Annotated in this window: 19 protein-coding genes; 13 read left to right on the plus strand and 6 right to left on the minus strand. The window is 67.4% G+C overall.

The features are described 5' to 3' along the window. From HMPREF2886_RS26440 to HMPREF2886_RS26485, 10 genes are all read left to right on the plus strand, one after another. Positions 1–533 (plus strand): GspE/PulE family protein (locus HMPREF2886_RS26440; protein ID WP_168172032.1); only part of this gene is annotated, 533 nt, incomplete at its 5' end. Between the two features lie 4 nt (positions 534–537). Next, positions 538–1,755 carry a type II secretion system inner membrane protein GspF gene (gene gspF, locus HMPREF2886_RS26445; RefSeq protein ID WP_039027544.1) on the plus strand — a complete coding sequence of 406 codons (1,218 nt, stop codon included), beginning with the start codon at positions 538–540 and terminating at the stop codon, positions 1,753–1,755. Between the two features lie 15 nt (positions 1,756–1,770). Further along, positions 1,771–2,205, plus strand: coding sequence for a type II secretion system major pseudopilin GspG (gene gspG / locus HMPREF2886_RS26450; protein WP_033969842.1), 435 nt, complete (start codon positions 1,771–1,773; stop codon positions 2,203–2,205). 1 nt (position 2,206) lies between these two features. Next, positions 2,207–2,713: a type II secretion system minor pseudopilin GspH gene (gene gspH / locus HMPREF2886_RS26455; RefSeq protein WP_070748684.1), complete on the plus strand. Its 507-nt coding sequence runs from the start codon at positions 2,207–2,209 to the stop codon at positions 2,711–2,713. Next, positions 2,700–3,083, plus strand: coding sequence for a type II secretion system minor pseudopilin GspI (gene gspI, locus HMPREF2886_RS26460; RefSeq protein WP_230964757.1), 384 nt, complete (start codon positions 2,700–2,702; stop codon positions 3,081–3,083). Before gspH ends, gspI begins: the two co-directional genes overlap by 14 nt. Continuing rightward, entirely contained in the window at positions 3,080–3,679 is a 600-nt protein-coding gene (gene gspJ, locus HMPREF2886_RS26465; protein ID WP_033969847.1) for a type II secretion system minor pseudopilin GspJ, read from the plus strand. Before gspI ends, gspJ begins: the two co-directional genes overlap by 4 nt. Beyond that, positions 3,672–4,550, plus strand: a complete 879-nt coding sequence (gene gspK, locus HMPREF2886_RS26470; protein ID WP_033969849.1) for a type II secretion system minor pseudopilin GspK — start codon at positions 3,672–3,674, stop codon at positions 4,548–4,550. The genes gspJ and gspK overlap by 8 nt, the downstream gene beginning before the upstream one ends. Positions 4,551–4,555: 5 nt before the next feature. Continuing rightward, positions 4,556–5,635, plus strand: a complete 1,080-nt coding sequence (gene gspL, locus HMPREF2886_RS26475) for a type II secretion system protein GspL (protein WP_033969853.1) — start codon at positions 4,556–4,558, stop codon at positions 5,633–5,635. 3 nt (positions 5,636–5,638) lie between these two features. Next, positions 5,639–6,106, plus strand: a complete 468-nt coding sequence (gene gspM / locus HMPREF2886_RS26480; RefSeq protein WP_033969854.1) for a type II secretion system protein GspM — start codon at positions 5,639–5,641, stop codon at positions 6,104–6,106. An 81-nt stretch (positions 6,107–6,187) separates the two neighbouring features. Then, the gene (locus HMPREF2886_RS26485) at positions 6,188–6,991 is read left to right on the plus strand and encodes a PA3715 family protein (protein ID WP_058016895.1); all 804 of its coding nucleotides are present in this window, start codon (positions 6,188–6,190) and stop codon (positions 6,989–6,991) included. Positions 6,992–7,069: 78 nt separating this feature from the next. Here HMPREF2886_RS26485 and HMPREF2886_RS26490 read toward each other — a convergent pair whose 3' ends face one another. Further along, a complete protein-coding gene (locus HMPREF2886_RS26490) occupies positions 7,070–8,776 on the minus strand; it encodes a WG repeat-containing protein (protein WP_033975722.1) in 1,707 nt (568 codons plus the stop codon). A gap of 210 nt (positions 8,777–8,986) precedes the next feature. On the opposite strand from HMPREF2886_RS26490, the gene HMPREF2886_RS26495 reads away from it, so the two are divergent. Then, a complete protein-coding gene (locus tag HMPREF2886_RS26495; RefSeq protein WP_003092567.1) occupies positions 8,987–9,328 on the plus strand; it encodes an FKBP-type peptidyl-prolyl cis-trans isomerase in 342 nt (113 codons plus the stop codon). A 98-nt stretch (positions 9,329–9,426) separates the two neighbouring features. Here HMPREF2886_RS26495 and HMPREF2886_RS26500 read toward each other — a convergent pair whose 3' ends face one another. From HMPREF2886_RS26500 to HMPREF2886_RS26510, 3 genes are all read right to left on the minus strand, one after another. Continuing rightward, complete coding sequence (locus tag HMPREF2886_RS26500; RefSeq protein ID WP_070748686.1) at positions 9,427–10,668, minus strand: MFS transporter; 1,242 nt, start codon at positions 10,666–10,668, stop codon at positions 9,427–9,429. 147 nt (positions 10,669–10,815) lie between these two features. Beyond that, complete coding sequence (armR, locus tag HMPREF2886_RS26505; RefSeq protein WP_033969859.1) at positions 10,816–10,977, minus strand: MexR antirepressor ArmR; 162 nt, start codon at positions 10,975–10,977, stop codon at positions 10,816–10,818. Between the two features lie 7 nt (positions 10,978–10,984). Then, entirely contained in the window at positions 10,985–11,410 is a 426-nt protein-coding gene (locus HMPREF2886_RS26510) for a hypothetical protein (RefSeq protein ID WP_003143203.1), read from the minus strand. A gap of 203 nt (positions 11,411–11,613) precedes the next feature. Here HMPREF2886_RS26510 and nalC point away from each other — a divergent pair, with 203 nt between their 5' ends. Next, positions 11,614–12,243 carry an efflux system transcriptional repressor NalC gene (gene nalC, locus HMPREF2886_RS26515; protein WP_039027538.1) on the plus strand — a complete coding sequence of 210 codons (630 nt, stop codon included), beginning with the start codon at positions 11,614–11,616 and terminating at the stop codon, positions 12,241–12,243. A 175-nt stretch (positions 12,244–12,418) separates the two neighbouring features. Next, entirely contained in the window at positions 12,419–14,650 is a 2,232-nt protein-coding gene (locus HMPREF2886_RS26520; RefSeq protein WP_070748688.1) for a TonB-dependent siderophore receptor, read from the plus strand. 49 nt (positions 14,651–14,699) lie between these two features. Here the strand turns inward: HMPREF2886_RS26520 and HMPREF2886_RS26525 are convergent, their stop codons facing one another. Both HMPREF2886_RS26525 and HMPREF2886_RS26530 read right to left on the minus strand, forming a co-directional pair. After that, complete coding sequence (locus HMPREF2886_RS26525) at positions 14,700–15,029, minus strand: hypothetical protein (RefSeq protein WP_039027536.1); 330 nt, start codon at positions 15,027–15,029, stop codon at positions 14,700–14,702. 183 nt (positions 15,030–15,212) lie between these two features. Next, on the minus strand, positions 15,213–16,319 hold the full coding sequence (locus HMPREF2886_RS26530) for an NADH:flavin oxidoreductase/NADH oxidase (protein ID WP_039027535.1): 1,107 nt from the start codon (positions 16,317–16,319) through the stop codon (positions 15,213–15,215). Positions 16,320–16,443: the final 124 nt, after the last annotated feature.

Raw genomic sequence — 16,443 nt, forward strand, 5'->3', positions numbered from 1 at the left:
CGGACGTGGTGATGGTCGGCGAGATCCGCGACCGCGAGACCGCCGAGATCGCCGTGCAGGCCTCGCTGACCGGTCACCTGGTGCTCTCCACCTTGCACACCAACAGCGCGGTGGGCGCGGTCACCCGCCTGGTGGACATGGGCGTCGAGCCGTTCCTGCTCTGCACCTCGCTGCTCGGCGTGCTCGCCCAGCGCCTGGTGCGCGTGCTCTGCCCGCAGTGCAGGCGACCGGCGCCGGCCGACGGCGGCACCTGCGAACGCCTCGACCTCGATCCGCTGGCACCGCCCACGCTGTTCCACCCGCAGGGCTGCCCGGCCTGCCAGCACAGCGGCTACCGTGGCCGCCAGGGAATCTACGAACTGGTGCTGTTCGACGAGGGCCTGCGCCAGCGGGTCCATGAAGGCGCCGGCGAGGCGGAACTCGCCCGCTACGCCCGCCAGCATGGCCACAGCCTGTTCGCCGACGGTCGCGAGAAAGTGCTGCAGGGCGTCACCAGCGTCGAAGAACTGCTGCGCGTGACCCAGGAGGACTGAAACCATGGCCGCCTACGAATACCTCGCCATGTGCAGTTCCGGACGCCGCAGCCGCGGCGTCCAGGAAGCCGACAGCCTGCGCCAGGCGCGCCAGTTGCTGCGCGAACGCAACCTGATTCCCTTGCAAGTCAAGCCCGCGCGCGGCGGTCGCGCCCAGGGCCAGGGATTGGCCGCGCCCTCCGGGCGCGGCCTGGGCGCCGCCGAACTGGCCATGCTGACCCGCCAGCTCGCCACTCTGGTGCAGGCCGCCCTACCGCTGGAGGAAGTCCTCGCGGCGGTCGCCGCGCAAGGCGAGAAGCGCAGCCAGCAGAGCATGCTCCTGGCGATCCGCTCGCGGGTCCTGGAAGGTCACAGCCTGGCCCGCGCCATGGGCGAATTCCCGCGCGCCTTCCCGGCGCTGTACCGGGCCACGGTGGCCGCTGGCGAACGCGCCGGGCACCTCGGCCAGGTGCTCCTGCAACTGGCCGACTACACCGAGGCGCGCCAGGCCGCGCGCCAGCAGATCCAGCTGGCGATGCTCTACCCGAGCATCCTCCTGCTGGCGGCCTTCGGCATCGTCGGCTTCCTGCTCGGCTTCGTGGTGCCGGACGTGGTCAAGGTGTTCATCGACAGCGGCCAGGAACTGCCCGCGCTGACCCGCGGGCTGATCGCCATGAGCAACCTGCTGCGCGACTACGGGCTGTTCCTCCTGCTGTGCGGCGGCTTCCTGGCCGGCGGCGCCCGCGCGGCCCTGCGCAAACCCGAGTTGCGCCTGCGCTGGCACCGTTTCCAGTTGCGCTTGCCGTTGCTCGGGCGAGTGATTCGCGCCAGCAACTGCACACGCTTCGTCAGCACCCTGGCGATCCTCGGACGCAGCGGCGTGCCGCTGGTGGACGCCCTGGAAATCGCCGCCGAGGTAGTCGCCAACCAGCAGATTCGGACCGGTCTGAAAGACGTCTCCCGCGCCGTGCGCGAAGGTGGCGGCCTGACCCGGGCGCTGGAGCAGAGCGGGCACTTCCCGCCGATGATGCTCTACATGATCGCCAGCGGTGAACGCTCCGGCGAGCTGGACGCCATGCTCGACCGCGCCGCACGCCAGCAGGAGGCCCAACTGGCGAACCGCATCGCCATGCTGGTCGGCCTGTTCGAGCCGGCGATGCTGGTATTCATGGGCGCCAGCGTGCTGCTCATCGTGCTGGCGATCCTGATGCCCATCCTCAGTCTCAACCAACTCATCACCTGAAAGGCAGGAACGCGCATGCGCACGCAATTCAAGCAACGGGGTTTCACCCTGATCGAAATCATGGTGGTCGTGGTCATCCTCGGCGTACTCGCCGCGCTGGTGGTGCCACAGATCATGAGCCGTCCGGACCAGGCCAAGGTCACCGCCGCGCAGAGCGACATCAAGGCCATCGCCATGGCCCTGGACATCTACAAGCTCGACAACCACGGCTACCCGAGCACCCAGCAGGGTCTCGAGGCGCTGGTCAGCAAGCCGTCGGGCGCCCCGCCGGCACGCAACTGGAACCCCGACGGCTACCTCAAGCGCCTGCCGGTCGATCCCTGGGGCAATCCCTACCAGTACATCGTGCCCGGCAGCCAGGGCAACGCCTACGACCTGCTCTCCTACGGCGCCGACGGTCGCAGCGGCGGCGAGGGGCTGAACGCCGACATCGGCAACTGGCCCCTCTGACATGCATCCGCGCGGCCTCACGCAACGAGCCGGGCAGCGGGGCTTCACCCTGCTCGAAGTGCTGGTGGTGATCCTGCTGATCGGCCTGCTCGCCGGGCTGGTCGGTGTCACCCAGGTCGACGGCGGCGGCCAGCAGGCACGGCGCGAAACCGAACGCCTGCGCAGCCTGGTCGGGCTGTTGCGCCAGGACGCCATGCTCAGCCAGCGTGACTATGGCCTGCGCATCGACCAGCAGGGTTACTCGGTACAGGTACTCGACTTCGATGGCGAGTGGCGGCTGGCGCCCGGCTACCGGCCGCAGACGCTGCCGGACAGCCTGCGCCTGGACCTGCAGATTGGCGAAAACGGCGCCACGCTCGGCCGCGCGCGGCAAAACCGCGCCCCGCAGTTGCTGGTGTTGTCCAACGACGAAGTCACGCCCTTCACATTGCGTCTGGAGTATCGCCAGAAGCCGCTGTATGCGCTGTCCAGCGACGGTCTCGAGGAGGTCCGCGTTGAAGCCCTGTGAAATCCGGCGGCAACGGGGATTCACCCTGCTCGAGGTGATGGTCGCCCTGGCCATCTTCGCCATCCTCTCGGTCGCGCTCTACAGCGCCGCCCAGCACATCGCCGGCAACAGCGCCGGGCTGACCGAGCGCAGTCTCGCCCAATGGCTGGCGGACAACCGGCTCAACGAGTTGCGTGCCGGCATGCGCCCGCTCGACAACGGCCGCAGCCAGGAAACCCTCGCCTTCGGCGGCCGCGACTGGCTGCTGGCCTGCAACGTCGAGGCCGCGCCCGACCCACGCCTGCGCAAGGTCAGCGTCGAGGTCTCGCTCAGCGGAGCGCACCCCATACGGCGCGCGGTGCTGGTCGGCTTCGTCGCGGCGCAGCCATGAACCAGCGCGGCTTCACCCTGCTCGAAGTGCTGATCGCCATGGCCCTGTTCAGCCTGCTCGGCCTGGCCTGCTACCAACTGCTGGAACGCGTGCTGCACAGCGAGCAGCGCATCGACCATCACGACCGCCAGCTGCGCCAGTTGCAACGCGCCCTGGGCATCTTCGAGCGCGACCTGACGCAAGCCATCGGCCAGCCGCTGAGCGACGACCCGAGCCGCCGCCAGGCTCTGATCGGTCGCGCCGATGGCCTGCGCCTGGTGCGCGGTGGCTGGAGCAATCCGCTGGCGCAACCGCGCAGCGAAGTGCTGGAAGTCGCCTATCGCTGGCAGGACGACGCCTGGGTCCGCGAGTACCGCAGCCCCCCCGACCGCGACCAGAGCGTGACCGCCTCCCACAGCCAGCGCCTGCTCGAAGGCGTCACCCTGAAGCGCCTGAGCTATGTCGATGCGCAAGGCCAGCCGCATCCCGCCTGGCCCGCCCTGGGCGCGGCGCTGAGCTTGCCGCAGGCGATCGACATCGAGTTCGACGCGCCCGGCTATCCCGGCCTGCGCCGGGTCATCCTGCTGCCCGGCAGCCAGGTGCGCGACGATGAGTGAGTCCCGCCGCCAGCGCGGAGTGGCCCTGATCAGCGTGCTGCTGATCACTGCCCTGGTCACCCTGATCGTCAGCGACATGCTCGCCCGCCAACGCCTGAACCTGGCCAGCAGCGCCAACCAGTTCGCCCAGCAGCAGCTCTGGCAATTGGCCCTGAGCGGCGAGGCCTGGGCGCGCCAGCAACTGCTCGCCGATCTCCGCGACAAGGACGGCCTGACCCGCGTACACCTGGGCCAGCGCTGGGCCCAGGGCGTGCATGAATTCGAGATCGAAGGCGGGCGCATTCGCATCCGCCTGGAAGACCTCGGCGCGCGCTTCAACCTCGACCGCCTGCGCAACGGCCGCGACCGTATCAGCCGCGCCCGCTACCAACGCCTGCTGGCCCTGCTCGGCCTGGCCCCGCACGATCCGGCACGGCTAGCGGCGCCGCTCGGCCACGACGGCAAGCCGCTGCCGTTCGCCGACACCAGCGAGCTCTGGCGCCTGGAAACCCTCGACCCCGCCAGCATGCGCCGGCTGCGTCCGTGGCTCGCGACGAGCGGCGACGCCGGCCTCAACCTGAACACCGCGCCGGCCGAGCAACTGGCCTGTCTCGAAGGTCTCGACCTGGGCATCGCCCAGGCCCTGGTGCAAGCACGCCCGGCCGACGGCTATCCCAGCGTGCAGGCCTTTATCGAACAGCCGCTGCTTTCCGGCCGCGAGGTCGAGCAGTACGGCCTCACCGTGGCCAGCGAACGCTTCCGCGCCGTGCTCGACGTCCAACTGGGCGAGCGCCAGCTGCGCCTGGTCAGCGACCTGCAAACCCGCAGTGACGGCCTGGTGCGGGTCCTGCGCCGGCAACTTGCGGCGCCCGATCTTCCCTTTCCGGAGTAACCACCGTGCAAGCCTGGCTCTACCTCACCTCCACCGCCGACGACGCGCCGCTGACCTGGTGGCGCGCCGACGGCGACGTCCGCCACGGCAACCTCGAGCAGGCCGCCGGCGAACTGGCTGGCGCCGAACTGGTCCTGTTGCTGCCGGCCGAAGCCACCAGCCACCACGAGGTCGAGGTGCCGGCCCGCAGCGGCCGCTGGCTGCGCCAGGCACTCCACTCGGCGCTGGAGGAGCGCCTGCTGGAGGATCTCGACGAGCTGCACCTGGCGCGCAGCGGCCTGCGCGACGGGCGCTTCTGCCGCCTGTTCGCCGTGCGCGCAGACTGGCTACGCGAACGTCTCGCGCAACTGGCGGCGGCACGCCTGCAGCCACGGCGGATCCACGTCGATGCCGACTGCCTGCCGGGTGACCCGCCGCTGGCCCTGCGCTGCGCCGGTCGCTGGCTGGTCGCCGCCGGCAGCAGCCAGCGGCTGGCCTTGGACGACGCCCATCTGGAAGACCTCGAAAGCCTGCTACCGCAAGGCTTGCGGCGTAGCGAGGAAAGCCCCTGGCCACTGCTCGCCGAGGGTACGCAACACGCCATCGACCTGTGCCAGGAAACCTTCGCCGCACGCAGCGCGAAACGCATCCGCTGGCCGCTCCTGGCCCTGCTGGCAATAGTCGCCTGCGCGGCGCAGTTGGGCCAGGACATCGCTCACCGCTTGCTGCTGGAACAGCGCAGCACGGAACTCCGTCAAGAGAACCTGGCACTCTGGCAGCAACACTTCCCCAACGAAGGCCGCGTCGTCGATCTCGCCCGCCAAGTGCAGTCGCGCCTGCGCGAGGACGGCCAGTTGCCGGTCGACCTGGCTCGCCGCCTGGACCGCCTGGCGAACGACTGGAGCGCCGGCGGCGGTGCCACCGCCACGGTCCGCCGGCTCGACTACCAGGCCGGCGAGGGCTGGAGCCTGCAGGTCGGCGCGCCGGCCTTCGCCGATCTCGAACGCTTGCGCGAAGGCCTGACCCGCCAGGGCCTGGACGTGCAGGCCGACTCCTCGGTGCGCGACGTCGAAGGCGTCAGCGCCCGCCTGCAGATAAAGGACTGAACCATGCCCCGTATCCCCCCGTCACTGCAGGCCCGCTGGCTGCGCCTACCTCCCCGCGAACGCCGGGCGCTGCTCGGCATGAGCCTGTTCCTCGGCCTGGTCCTGGTCTGGGTTCTGCTCTGGCAGCCACAGCGCCAGGCCCTGCTCGACGCCGAACGACACTATCAGGACGAGCTGCGCCTGCACGCCGACCTCCAGCGCCTGCCGGGCGACACGGAGGACGGCCCACGCACCGACGCCGCGACCCTGCCCGGATTGCTGGCACGCAGCAGCGCGGAAGCGCGACTGAACGTGGAACGCATGGACAGCGAAGGCAGCGGGCGGATGAACCTCAGCCTGGAAGGCCAACTCGCCGACCTGCTCAACTGGTTCGAACTGCTCGGCCGCAGTGGCGTGGAAATCAGCAGCCTGAGCCTGGAGGTGAGCCCGGACACGCTCGCCAAGGCACGCCTGGCGGTGGATGTGCGCTGAACGCGCGGCGTCGGCGCAAGCGCTAGAATGTCCGACAGCACCGGCACATCCCGCACCGGCCCCACCAGGGACAGCTTCGACATGGACCGTAACCGCCAGCTCTTCGCCCGGGCCTGCCTACTGCTGCTGGGACTTGCCAGCCAGGTCCAGGCGCGTGAAGCGCAACCCTGCGCGCCCCATCTGCTCGACGCCGTGGCCAGGCAACTCGGCCACAGCGGCTGGGTCGCCCCCTCCTACGACACGCCCGGGCCGTTTCCCGCCGTAGCCTGCAAGCCCTGGCCGGACGACCCCACGCAGACGGTGATCGCCATGGCCTACCTGGATCCGGGCGACACCGCCGTGGAAGGCGAACGCCACCCGCATCTGCTATTGGCCAGGGCCGACAGCCGCAGCGGCAGGCTGCTCGAACGCTACGACAGCGACTTCGAAGAAGACGCGTCCGTCGCCGTCGGCAGCGACAGCCTCTGGCTGGACACCGCGCGCTACCGCCTGAGCCCGACGGTGCGCGCCTTCGGCGTGGTGTTCCATAGCGTGGCGCGTGGCGCCAGTTGTCCGGAAGCCGGCTTCGACAACCTGCTGACCCTGGTGGTGCCGGCCGGCGAAGGCAAGCTGCGGCCGGTGCTCAATACCTACCTGGACCAGTGGAGAACGCTGAAAGGCTCGGTCTGCTCCGCCGAGCCCGGGTTCGAACAGGAAGTCTCGCAGCTGACCCTGGAACTCGGCCGCGGACGCTCCAACGGCTTTGCCGACCTGGTCATCACCTCGCGGGTCAGCGACGGCGAAACGGAGAACGGCAAACCCTTGCGCACGGTGAAGCGCACGTTGCGCTACGACGGCGAGCGCTACCCGTTCGAGGAGTATTCGGACTTCTGGCACCGCCAGTGAGGGGAGACCGTGGCCACCAGCCACGGCGAAACAGCGGAACCGCGCGCCCGCCGCAAGGGACGGACGCGCGCGGGGAACTCAGCTCTCGCTGGTTTCCTCGCTCTCTTCGGCAGGCGCCGGCTCCTGCTCCGGCTCGCCTTCGTCGTCCTGCTCGTCGTCCGACTGGCAATACGGGGTCGGGTCCTGCGGCCAGATCGCCTTGCCATTGCCGTCGAGCAACTGCTCGGCGCCGCAATCGGTGGTGGCCACGGTGAAGCGCGGCTTGCCGTTCAGGTCGTACAGTGCGCGCAGGGTTTCCGTCGCCTCGTCGCCAGTGCCGCTGACTTCGTAGCCCAGGATGTAACCCTGCTGCGGATTCACCTCCAGCTTCTGCCAGAGCGCCGGAACCAGCGTGCGTCCCTGGCGATCGAGCAACACGGTGTGGGCAGCGTTGTCCATACCGTCGAGACCTTCCAGGAAACGACCGTCATACGCAGACTGGATACTGATCAGTTCGCCCGGCTCCAGCAGCATCTTGCCGCTGCGGTCCATCAGGCCCACCACCGGCACCTGGCTTTCCGAACCCATGAAGCTGACGGTCTTCTGCGGCCCGCCCTTCTTCGCCACGACGAACAGGTCGTTGCCCAGCGCGCCGATCTGCGCATAACCCGGCTTCACCCACTCGCTGCCTTCGTCGAGGTTGAAGATACCGAAGTCGGCGCTGAACAGGCCGGTGCTCACGCCGACGGCAGCCAGGCCGGGCACGTCGACGGTGTAGCCGAGCGCGGTGAGGCCGGCGCTGTCGGCCGAATCGTACTGCGGCTGCACCTTCCAGGCGCCGCTGCGATCGATCAGGCCGTACTTGCCCGACGAGCCATCTTCCACGCGCTGCTGGGCCATCCCGCCCTGCTTGCCGAAGGCGCCGCAACCGGCGAACTGGGCGGCGATCGCTACCTTGCCCTGGTAGTCGAGGTAGCCACAGGGGCTGTCGTACTTCTCGCGGAACGCCACCAGGCCGTTGGCCGGGGTACCCAGGTAGTCGTACCTCTTGCCGTCACCGACCGCGTCGCCCTTGGCATCCACCAGCTGATAGCCCTCGCCGATGATGCCGGCGGTCATCACGCCGTCGTGGAGGTCGCCCAGGCTCTCGTAGGCCACGGCCTTCTGTTCGCCGGTGGCGAGGTTGATGATCCACTTCTCCTCGCCACGCTCGGCGCTGATCAGCCCGCCGTGTTCGGCGACGCTGCCGTTGACCAGGGTGGTGTCGTAGAGCGCCTCGGTGAGCTGCTTGCCCTTGGCATCGAGGATGCCGCGCTTGCCGTCGATCTCGTAGATGATGAACTCGTTGGCGCTGTTGGGGTAGATGTCGTCGAAACGCGGTGCCTGGACTTCCTTGCCCTGGCCGTCGACCACACCGTACTTGCCATCGCGGACGAAGCCATAGAGGTTGGGGGTGAGCAGCGACAGGGCTTCGCCGATATCGTCGCGCAACACCTTGCCGTCCTTCGCCTGGATCAGGTTCCAGCGCTCCTCGCGCGCCGCCATCAGGGTGCCCTGGTAGGCGCTGGCGACGATATTGTCGTAGTCGTTGTCGAACGGCACGAGCAGCTTGGCGTCCTGGTCGATCACCGCGCACTGGCCGTTGAGGCATAGCGGGATGCTCAGTGCAGCCATGCTCGGTGCGGCCGGTTGCGGCGCGACCGCCGCAGGCTTCGGCGCATCGTCGCCCTGGTTGCAGGCGCTGAGGAGCAAGGTGGAAACGGAGACGGCGAGGGTGTTGCGGCCGATACGCGACAGTCTTTGCATGCGGATATGTTCTCGTATGATCCCTGAGATATGTGTCCAGCCGCGATGCGCGCGACATCGCGGAACGCGGTAGCCTTCCCGGCGGAAAGGCGCGGGCATGATGCCCGTGCCGCGGACCGCCTGGCAATGCCCTGGTCCGTCGTCTCGACGACAGGCGGCGCGCTTGCTGGCAGAATCGCGGCTTTCCGCAAACCGCGCAGGTACCGCCCCATGAACGACCGACTGCAGATCGAAGACCTCCTCCTGGGCGACGGCAAGGAAGTGGTGAAGGGTGCGCTGATCACCACCCAGTACAAGGGCACCCTGGAAGACGGCACGCTGTTCGACTCCTCCTACGAGCGCGGCCGGCCATTCCAGTGCGTGATCGGCACCGGACGAGTGATCAAGGGTTGGGACCAGGGCCTGATGGGCATGAAGGTCGGCGGCAAGCGACGGCTGTTCGTCCCTTCCCACCTGGCCTACGGCGAACGGCAGGTCGGCGCGCACATCAAGCCCCACTCCAACCTGCTGTTCGAGATCGAACTGCTGGAAGTGCTCACCCGCGACGACTGAGCCAGGGGACGGCGGCGGGCTCTGGCCGCCAGTGCCGAACCAATGCGCAGGACGAATAGTCGCTCGTCTATCCGCCCTGCACGAAGCCGGTTTCTCCTCTAATCCGCAGGGCGAGCCGCGGAACCCGTGGCAATGGCGCGAGGCAGGCCGTCCAGCGTACGCAGCAGACAGAACCCCAGGACGGCCCCCGCCGCGCCCGCGACCAGCATCAGGCCGATCGCGCCCGACCAGCCGAAACGGCTGACGATCAGGCCGATCAGCAAGGGGCCGATCACCTGTCCCAGGTAGTTGCCCTGCATTACCCAGCCGATGGCCAGTGGCGTCAGCGAAGGCGCGGGCGAGGCCAGCGGCGCGGTCGCCAGCACGGTGGTGGGGAGCAGGCCGGCGACCGCCGAGAAGACGAATCCCAGCGCAATCGCCAGGGGCCCCGGCGTCGCGGCCTGGAAGAACGCCGCACCGGTGAGTCCCATCAGGATCGCGGTGCTCGCCAGCAAGGCGCCGGGACGTATGCCGCGGGAAAGGATGAAGCCCGCCGCGACATTGCCCAGGGCGTTCGCCGCGACGATGGCCGCGCCGATGAGTCCTGCAGTCTCCAGGGCGACTCCCAGGCGCTGCATGAGGAACACGGGGAGGAACGTCATCAGGGCGAAGAACTGCAGGTTGTAGGTGGTGAAGCCGAGCGCCAGCAGGGTGATCGCCGGAACCTTGAGCAACGTGCCAAGACCGGCCGACCTTACGCCTGCCGTCCTGCGCACATCGTCGGCAGGGACGCTGAGCGGCAGCAGCAGCGCCGCGACGAGCACCAGCAGTGCGCTCAGTTGCCAGTCGGCGCGCCAGTCCGCGAGCAGCGGCCCGAACAGCATCGAGAGGGCGATTCCGCCTGCCATGAAGGTGCTCCACAGACCGAACACCACGCTGCGCCGCGTCTCGCTGGTGATCCTGTGCAACACGGCGGGCGCCGCCACCACCACGATGAGGAAACCGAGCCCCTCGACGAAGCGAGTGGCAAGCAACCAGGCGAAGTCCTGCATCGACGCACCAAGCAGGCTCGCCCCGCCGAGAATCGCCAGTCCACCGGTCAGCAGCCGGCGATCTCCCCAGCGACGCACCAGGAGGCCGGCGGCGATGCCGCCGAATACGCCGACGAACGGAAAGGCGGACATGATCCAGCTCAGCTCGGCGAGGTCGCCGCCGAAGCTCCGTTGCAGCGACGGCAGGGCGATGGTCGCCTTGCCGACATGCAGGGCAGCGGCGATGCCGGCGAAGATCACATTGGCAACTGCCAGCCATCGCGGGCTGGCCTGGGGGTGCGGACGAGCGGGAGTGGACGGGCTATCCATCGTTGCCTCCGGGCATGGAGTGGCGCCCGGCAAGATCGTCAGACGCTCTGCGCGGATTCTGATAGCTCAAGTTAACTTGAGGTAAAGAGCCCAGGAATCAAACGATGTGTTCCATCGCCCGCACCAATGGCAATCCGGCACGCCCACTCAGTAGAAGTGCTCGCCGTAGAGGTCCCAGGCATTGCGCCGGGCTGCCCGGCGCAGCTGCTCGGTGTAATCCCGCCGACCGACGGCGGATCGTCCCGAGGTGGCAGCGACAGCTTCGGTCTCGGTGCGGGACGGTTTGTTGCGCGGAGCGTTCAGGGACATGGCGGCGTCACCAGTTCATCCCCGTCGCCGGCCCGCTCAGCAGCGCCTTCGCCATGCCGCGGGCGGACGCCAGGTCCGGCGCCACGCTCACCGGCGGGCCGTAGACGGCCTGCAGCACCGGCGCCAGTTGCTGCAGGTCGGCGAGGTTGTCCGGCTGGCCGTTGGCACTGAGCAGGATGCCCCGGCAATGCTCGACGAAGCGCTGGCGATTTTCCTTGAGCCACAACACCAGGCGCTTGCGCGCCTGCTGGTCGCCTTCAGCTTCTTCCTGCGGGAGCGGCGGATAGACCAGGGCGAAATCGCGCTCGACGGCCAGCAGCGCCTCGACCTCCTCCAACCAGCGCTCGACATCGGCCAGCTCGCGGGGCATCTCGCGGACCTGGACCAGGGGAAAGGCATCGATATCCAACAGGCTCTTAGCGGGGGCATTCATGGGGGGACTCCTGCGGGGAGGCAAGGCGGAGGAATGAGCGGAAGTGCTTGCCAAAACAGTACTGTACGATACAGTTCTCAAATGACCAGCGTCAACCCTAACGAGAAACGCTCTCAGCAAACCGCCTGGAGGCTTGAACAGACCGTCCCAACGGCCCACCATGCGCACCTTCCGACCGCCCCCCGCGAGGCCCGATACCGCCCATGAACGATGCTTCCCCCCGTCTGACCGAACGCGGCAGGCAACGCCGCCGCGCCATGCTCGACGCCGCCACCCAGGCCTTTCTCGAACACGGTTTCGAAGGCACCACCCTGGACATGGTGATAGAACGGGCCGGTGGTTCACGGGGAACCCTGTACAGCTCCTTCGGCGGCAAGGAGGGCCTGTTCGCCGCGGTGATCGCCCACATGATCGAGGAAATCTTCGACGACAGCGCCGATCAGCCGCGCCCCGCCGCCACGCTGAGCGCCACCCTCGAGCATTTCGGCCGGCGCTTTCTCACCAGCCTGCTCGATCCCCGCTGCCAGAGCCTCTATCGCCTGGTGGTGGCGGAATCCCCGCGGTTTCCGGCGATCGGCAAGTCTTTCTACGAGCAGGGGCCGCAGCAGAGCTATCTGCTGCTCAGCGAGCGACTGGCCGCGGTTGCTCCCCACATGGACGAGGAAACGCTCTACGCGGTGGCCTGCCAGTTTCTCGAGATGCTCAAGGCCGACCTGTTCCTCAAGGCCCTCAGCGTGGCCGACTTCAAGCCGACCATGGCGCTGCTGGAAACCCGCCTCAAGCTGTCGGTGGACATCATCGCCTGCTACCTAGAGCACCTCTCGGCGGACTGATCGAAGACGGAGCGCTTTGCCCCCCCCACTGAACTCGTCGTCCACGGATAGCGGGAGCGCCTACGTCATTGTAGGAAAATACTGATACATACAATAATGATTATCATTATCTTCCAAGCCATACCGACTCGGTCGTCTAATGGAGCCCCCTCCACTGACGACAAGGAGTCACCCCATGCCTTTCGTTCCTGCCCGCGCCATGCCCCTTGCCCTCGGCCTTTGCGGCACGCTGCTGAGTTCGCAACCATCAGCCGCGGCCGCCGAGTCGGAGCATGCCCCCCTGGAACTGGACAGCACGGAAGTCCTCGCCGAAAACCTGGGGACGCGGACCGAAGGTACCGGCGCCTACACCACCGGTGCCATGAGCACCGCCACCCGCCTGCCGCTGACGATCCGGGAAACGCCGCAATCGGTCTCGGTGGTAACCCGCCAACAGATGGATGACTTCAAGCTGGGCACGCTCTCCGAGGCCCTGCAGCAAAGCCCCGGAGTCGTCGTCCAGCGCCTCGACTCCGAGCGGGTGGGCTACACCGCGCGCGGCTACTCGATCGAGAACTTCCAATACGACGGCATGCTCAACACCTTCTCCCGCCTGAAGCCGGACAGCGATACCATCATCTACGACCGCATCGAAGTGGTTCGTGGCGCCACCGGTCTGACCACCGGAGCGGGCAACCCTTCGGCGACGGTGAATATGGTGCGCAAGCGCCCCACTCAGGTCCTGCAGGCCAAGGCCGGTGTCAGCGGCGGCAGCTACGACAACTACTACAGCTACCTCGATGCGGGCGGCCCCCTGGGCCTGGAGGGACGCCTGCGCGGACGCGGCGTGCTGGCTTACCGGGATAGCCAGTCGATCCGCGACCACTATGCGCAGCAGCGCGAGGTGGCTTATGGGGTACTCGAGGCAGATCTGACCGACGATACCCTGCTGGCGGTCGGCTTCGACTACCAGAACAAACACGTACAGGGCTCAACCTGGGGCACCCTGCCCTACTGGAACGTCGACGGCAGCAAGGCTCGCCTGCCGCGCTCGGCGAACCTGAGCGCGCCCTGGAGTTCCTGGCCAGTGGAGAGCCGGACCACCTTCGTCACGCTCGATCAGGAGCTGGGTCGAGGCTGGAAACTCAAGGGCGCCTATACCCACCGGCACGACCATACCGACGGCAAGACCTACTACGGCGGCTCTGGCTACCCCGCCGCCGACGGCACCGGCATGAGCGCCTGGTACAGCCATTTCATCGGCGACAACCGAATGGAGGACTTCGACCTCAACCTGAACGGCCCCTATCCGCTCTTCGGCCAAACACATGAACTGATGATCGGCTATGGCAAGGCGCAGTATCGCAGCAGCGACCCCTTGACCCGCGATGCCGCGTTGCCTCCCGACTACGCCACGATACCGAACTGGCGCGACATGAGCGGTATACCGAAGTTTTCCGATACGGTTTCCGACCTGCCTGCCTACAAAAGCCAAACCCGCCAGAAGGCCGGCTACCTGGCCACTCGCCTGGCCTTGCGTGACGACCTCCATGCCGTCCTCGGCGGTCGCTACGGCAGCTGGAAATCCGAACAGTCGGAAATGACCTACACCGACGACTACACCCTCGCGCAGCGCGATCGCAGCAGCCAGACCCAGAACGACCAGTGGACACCCTACGCCGGACTGCTCTACGACCTGACTCCGGAACTGACGCTGTATGCCAGCTATACCAATATCTTCAGGCCACAGAACGTCCGCGACGTGAACCGTCGCTATCTCGATCCGGTCATTGGCAAGCACTACGAACTGGGTTTCAAGGCCGCACCGGCGGACGGACGCCTGAACCTTTCCAGCGCGGTGTTCCGCAGCAAGCAGGACAATCTGGCCGAAATAGACGATTCGATCCCGCAGGATCCGGCCACCGGCGAGTCGTTCTACAAATCCGGCGGTAAGGGCAACGTCATACAAGGCTTCGAGATGGAACTGGGCGGAGCGCTGCTGCCCGACTGGAACATCAATGCCAGCTATACCTACACCCACTCACGCAATGGCGAGAAGCAGCGCCTCAACACCAATCAGCCGCTGAACCTGATGCGCCTGTCCAGCACCTATCGCCTGCCAGGCGAGTGGCGCAACCTGACCGTCGGCGGCGGCATCAGTTGGCAGAGCGACATCTTCCGTACCGGACGGCGTCCGGTGGGGGTGGACCGGAACGGCAAGCTCATCACCCGCCCCACACCGATCCGGCAGGATTCCTACGCGCTGTTCAAGCTCATGGCCCGCTACGACATCGACTCGCACCTGACGGCCTCGCTGAATGTGGATAACCTGCTCGACAAGAAGTACTACGACAATGTCGGCTTCTATAACGGTGTCTACTGGGGCGACCCACGCACCCTCACTCTGAGCCTCGACTGGCGGCTCTGAGCCTATGGATTCCCGCCTCCGCAGCGTCAGGATCTGCGGAGCGCGGAGATCACCCGGGCAGCTCGGTGAGGTGGATCTCGGTGACCAGGGGCTCCTGGCGCGGCAGGGTACGTTCGAGCAGGGGCGAGAAACGCGACAGCGCGCCGATCAGGTCCCACTGGGTCTCCAGGGCGGCCCCCAGCTCCGAGAGTTCGTTCAGGACCCGATGACCGACCCGTTGCAGGCGTGGCTCTTCGCTCTGGCTGAGCTCCACCGAAAGGTGCGCCAGCATGGTGGTCATGTTGTTCATGTTGCGTGTCGCCAGGACCAGGATATTGGCCAGCAGGGCGACATCGCTGTCAGGCAGGGAGGCGTGGGGAGAACCGGCGTTGGCGTGCATGCGAGCATCCTTTCTCGAAGTGCGGTCCGGAGCGAACGTCGCGGGAGAATAACATCATATTGCCATTACGCAATATCTCCCACGAAACGCTCAGGTTGATTTCCTGATGCCAGGCAGACCGCCAAGGTCGGCAAAGGTTTCCACCAGGTGGGCCGCCAGCGCCGCGCCGACGGCCCCGACGGCTCACTGCATTTCCAGGGATTTGCGCGGCGGCGTGCTGCGATGAGCGGCTCGCAGATACTGCGGCGGCCAGGGCATCTGCTCGTTGCGCAGTTCGTCGGCGGCGTGCAACGGCCAGTACGGATCGCGCAGCAGTTCACGGGCAAGCAGGATCAGGTCGGCCTGGCCGGTACGCAGGATATGCTCGGCCTGCACCGGCTCGGTGATCATGCCCACCGTACCGCTGGCGATGCCGGCTTCCTTCTTCACCCGTTCGGCGAACTCGGTCTGGTAGCCCGGCCCTACCGGGATTTCCGCATTCGCCGCGGTACCGCCGGAAGACACGTCGATCAGGTCCACGCCCAGGTCCTTCAGGCGCCGGGCCAGTTCCACGGTCTCGTCGGGGTTCCAGCCATCCTCCACCCAGTCGGTGGCGGACAGCCGCACGAATAGCGGCAACTCTTCCGGCCAGGCCTTGCGCACCGCGGCGGTGACCTGCAGAAGCAGGCGGATGCGGTTCTCGAAGCAGCCGCCGTACTGGTCGCGACGCTGGTTCGACAGCGGCGAGAGGAACTGATGCAACAGGTAGCCGTGGGCCGCATGCACCTCGACGATCTTGAAGCCGGCAGCCAGGGAGCGCTCGGCGGCGCGTACGAAGGCCTGCACCAGCGCCTCGATCTGCGCCTCGCTCAGGGCCTCGGGGGTCGTGTGCTGGGGATCGAACGGGATCGCCGACGGCGCCACCGGTATCCAGCCGCCGTCGCCGATCGGCACGCTGCCGTGCTTGCCCAGCCACGGCCGCCAGGTACTCGCCTTGCGCCCGGCGTGGGCCAGCTGAACCCCGGCGACCGCGCCCTGGGACTCGATGAAACGGGTGATGCGATGCAACGGCTCGACATGCGCGTCGCTCCAGATGCCGAGGTCGTCAGCGGTGATGCGCCCCTCGGGCAACACCGCGGTGGCTTCGACTATCACCAGGCCGGCGCCACCCACCGCGCGGCTGCCCAGGTGCACGAGATGCCAGTCGTTGGCCAGGCCCTCCTGCGCCGAATACTGGCACATGGGCGATACGGCGATGCGGTTGGGCAAGGTGATTTGACGCAGGCTAAGAGGCTCGAACAGCAGACTCATGGCAGGACTCCCGGTCGGTCTTGGAATAAATGCTCACACCTGAACTTTAGACCGGGTTCGCGGAGGCCAACGGCCTAAGCGACATAAAGCAGCCGCCCTCCTGGCGGAAGACGGCTTGAGCGAC

Source organism: Pseudomonas sp. HMSC066A08 (genome assembly GCF_001813025.1).
Lineage (GTDB): Bacteria > Pseudomonadota > Gammaproteobacteria > Pseudomonadales > Pseudomonadaceae > Pseudomonas > Pseudomonas aeruginosa.

What these genes read in the sequence shown, in the direction of transcription:
- gspF (WP_039027544.1), top strand. Translation starts at nt 538, where the DNA reads ATGGCCGCCTACGAATACCTCGCCATGTGCAGTTCCGGACGCCGCAGC.
- gspG (WP_033969842.1), top strand. Translation starts at nt 1,771, where the DNA reads ATGCGCACGCAATTCAAGCAACGGGGTTTCACCCTGATCGAAATCATG.
- gspH (WP_070748684.1), top strand. Translation starts at nt 2,207, where the DNA reads ATGCATCCGCGCGGCCTCACGCAACGAGCCGGGCAGCGGGGCTTCACC.
- gspJ (WP_033969847.1), top strand. Translation starts at nt 3,080, where the DNA reads ATGAACCAGCGCGGCTTCACCCTGCTCGAAGTGCTGATCGCCATGGCC.
- gspK (WP_033969849.1), top strand. Translation starts at nt 3,672, where the DNA reads ATGAGTGAGTCCCGCCGCCAGCGCGGAGTGGCCCTGATCAGCGTGCTG.
- gspM (WP_033969854.1), top strand. Translation starts at nt 5,639, where the DNA reads ATGCCCCGTATCCCCCCGTCACTGCAGGCCCGCTGGCTGCGCCTACCT.
- HMPREF2886_RS26485 (WP_058016895.1), top strand. Translation starts at nt 6,188, where the DNA reads ATGGACCGTAACCGCCAGCTCTTCGCCCGGGCCTGCCTACTGCTGCTG.
- HMPREF2886_RS26490 (WP_033975722.1), bottom strand. Translation starts at nt 8,776, where the DNA reads ATGCAAAGACTGTCGCGTATCGGCCGCAACACCCTCGCCGTCTCCGTT.
- HMPREF2886_RS26495 (WP_003092567.1), top strand. Translation starts at nt 8,987, where the DNA reads ATGAACGACCGACTGCAGATCGAAGACCTCCTCCTGGGCGACGGCAAG.
- HMPREF2886_RS26500 (WP_070748686.1), bottom strand. Translation starts at nt 10,668, where the DNA reads ATGGATAGCCCGTCCACTCCCGCTCGTCCGCACCCCCAGGCCAGCCCG.
- armR (WP_033969859.1), bottom strand. Translation starts at nt 10,977, where the DNA reads ATGTCCCTGAACGCTCCGCGCAACAAACCGTCCCGCACCGAGACCGAA.
- HMPREF2886_RS26510 (WP_003143203.1), bottom strand. Translation starts at nt 11,410, where the DNA reads ATGAATGCCCCCGCTAAGAGCCTGTTGGATATCGATGCCTTTCCCCTG.
- nalC (WP_039027538.1), top strand. Translation starts at nt 11,614, where the DNA reads ATGAACGATGCTTCCCCCCGTCTGACCGAACGCGGCAGGCAACGCCGC.
- HMPREF2886_RS26520 (WP_070748688.1), top strand. Translation starts at nt 12,419, where the DNA reads ATGCCTTTCGTTCCTGCCCGCGCCATGCCCCTTGCCCTCGGCCTTTGC.
- HMPREF2886_RS26525 (WP_039027536.1), bottom strand. Translation starts at nt 15,029, where the DNA reads ATGCACGCCAACGCCGGTTCTCCCCACGCCTCCCTGCCTGACAGCGAT.
- HMPREF2886_RS26530 (WP_039027535.1), bottom strand. Translation starts at nt 16,319, where the DNA reads ATGAGTCTGCTGTTCGAGCCTCTTAGCCTGCGTCAAATCACCTTGCCC.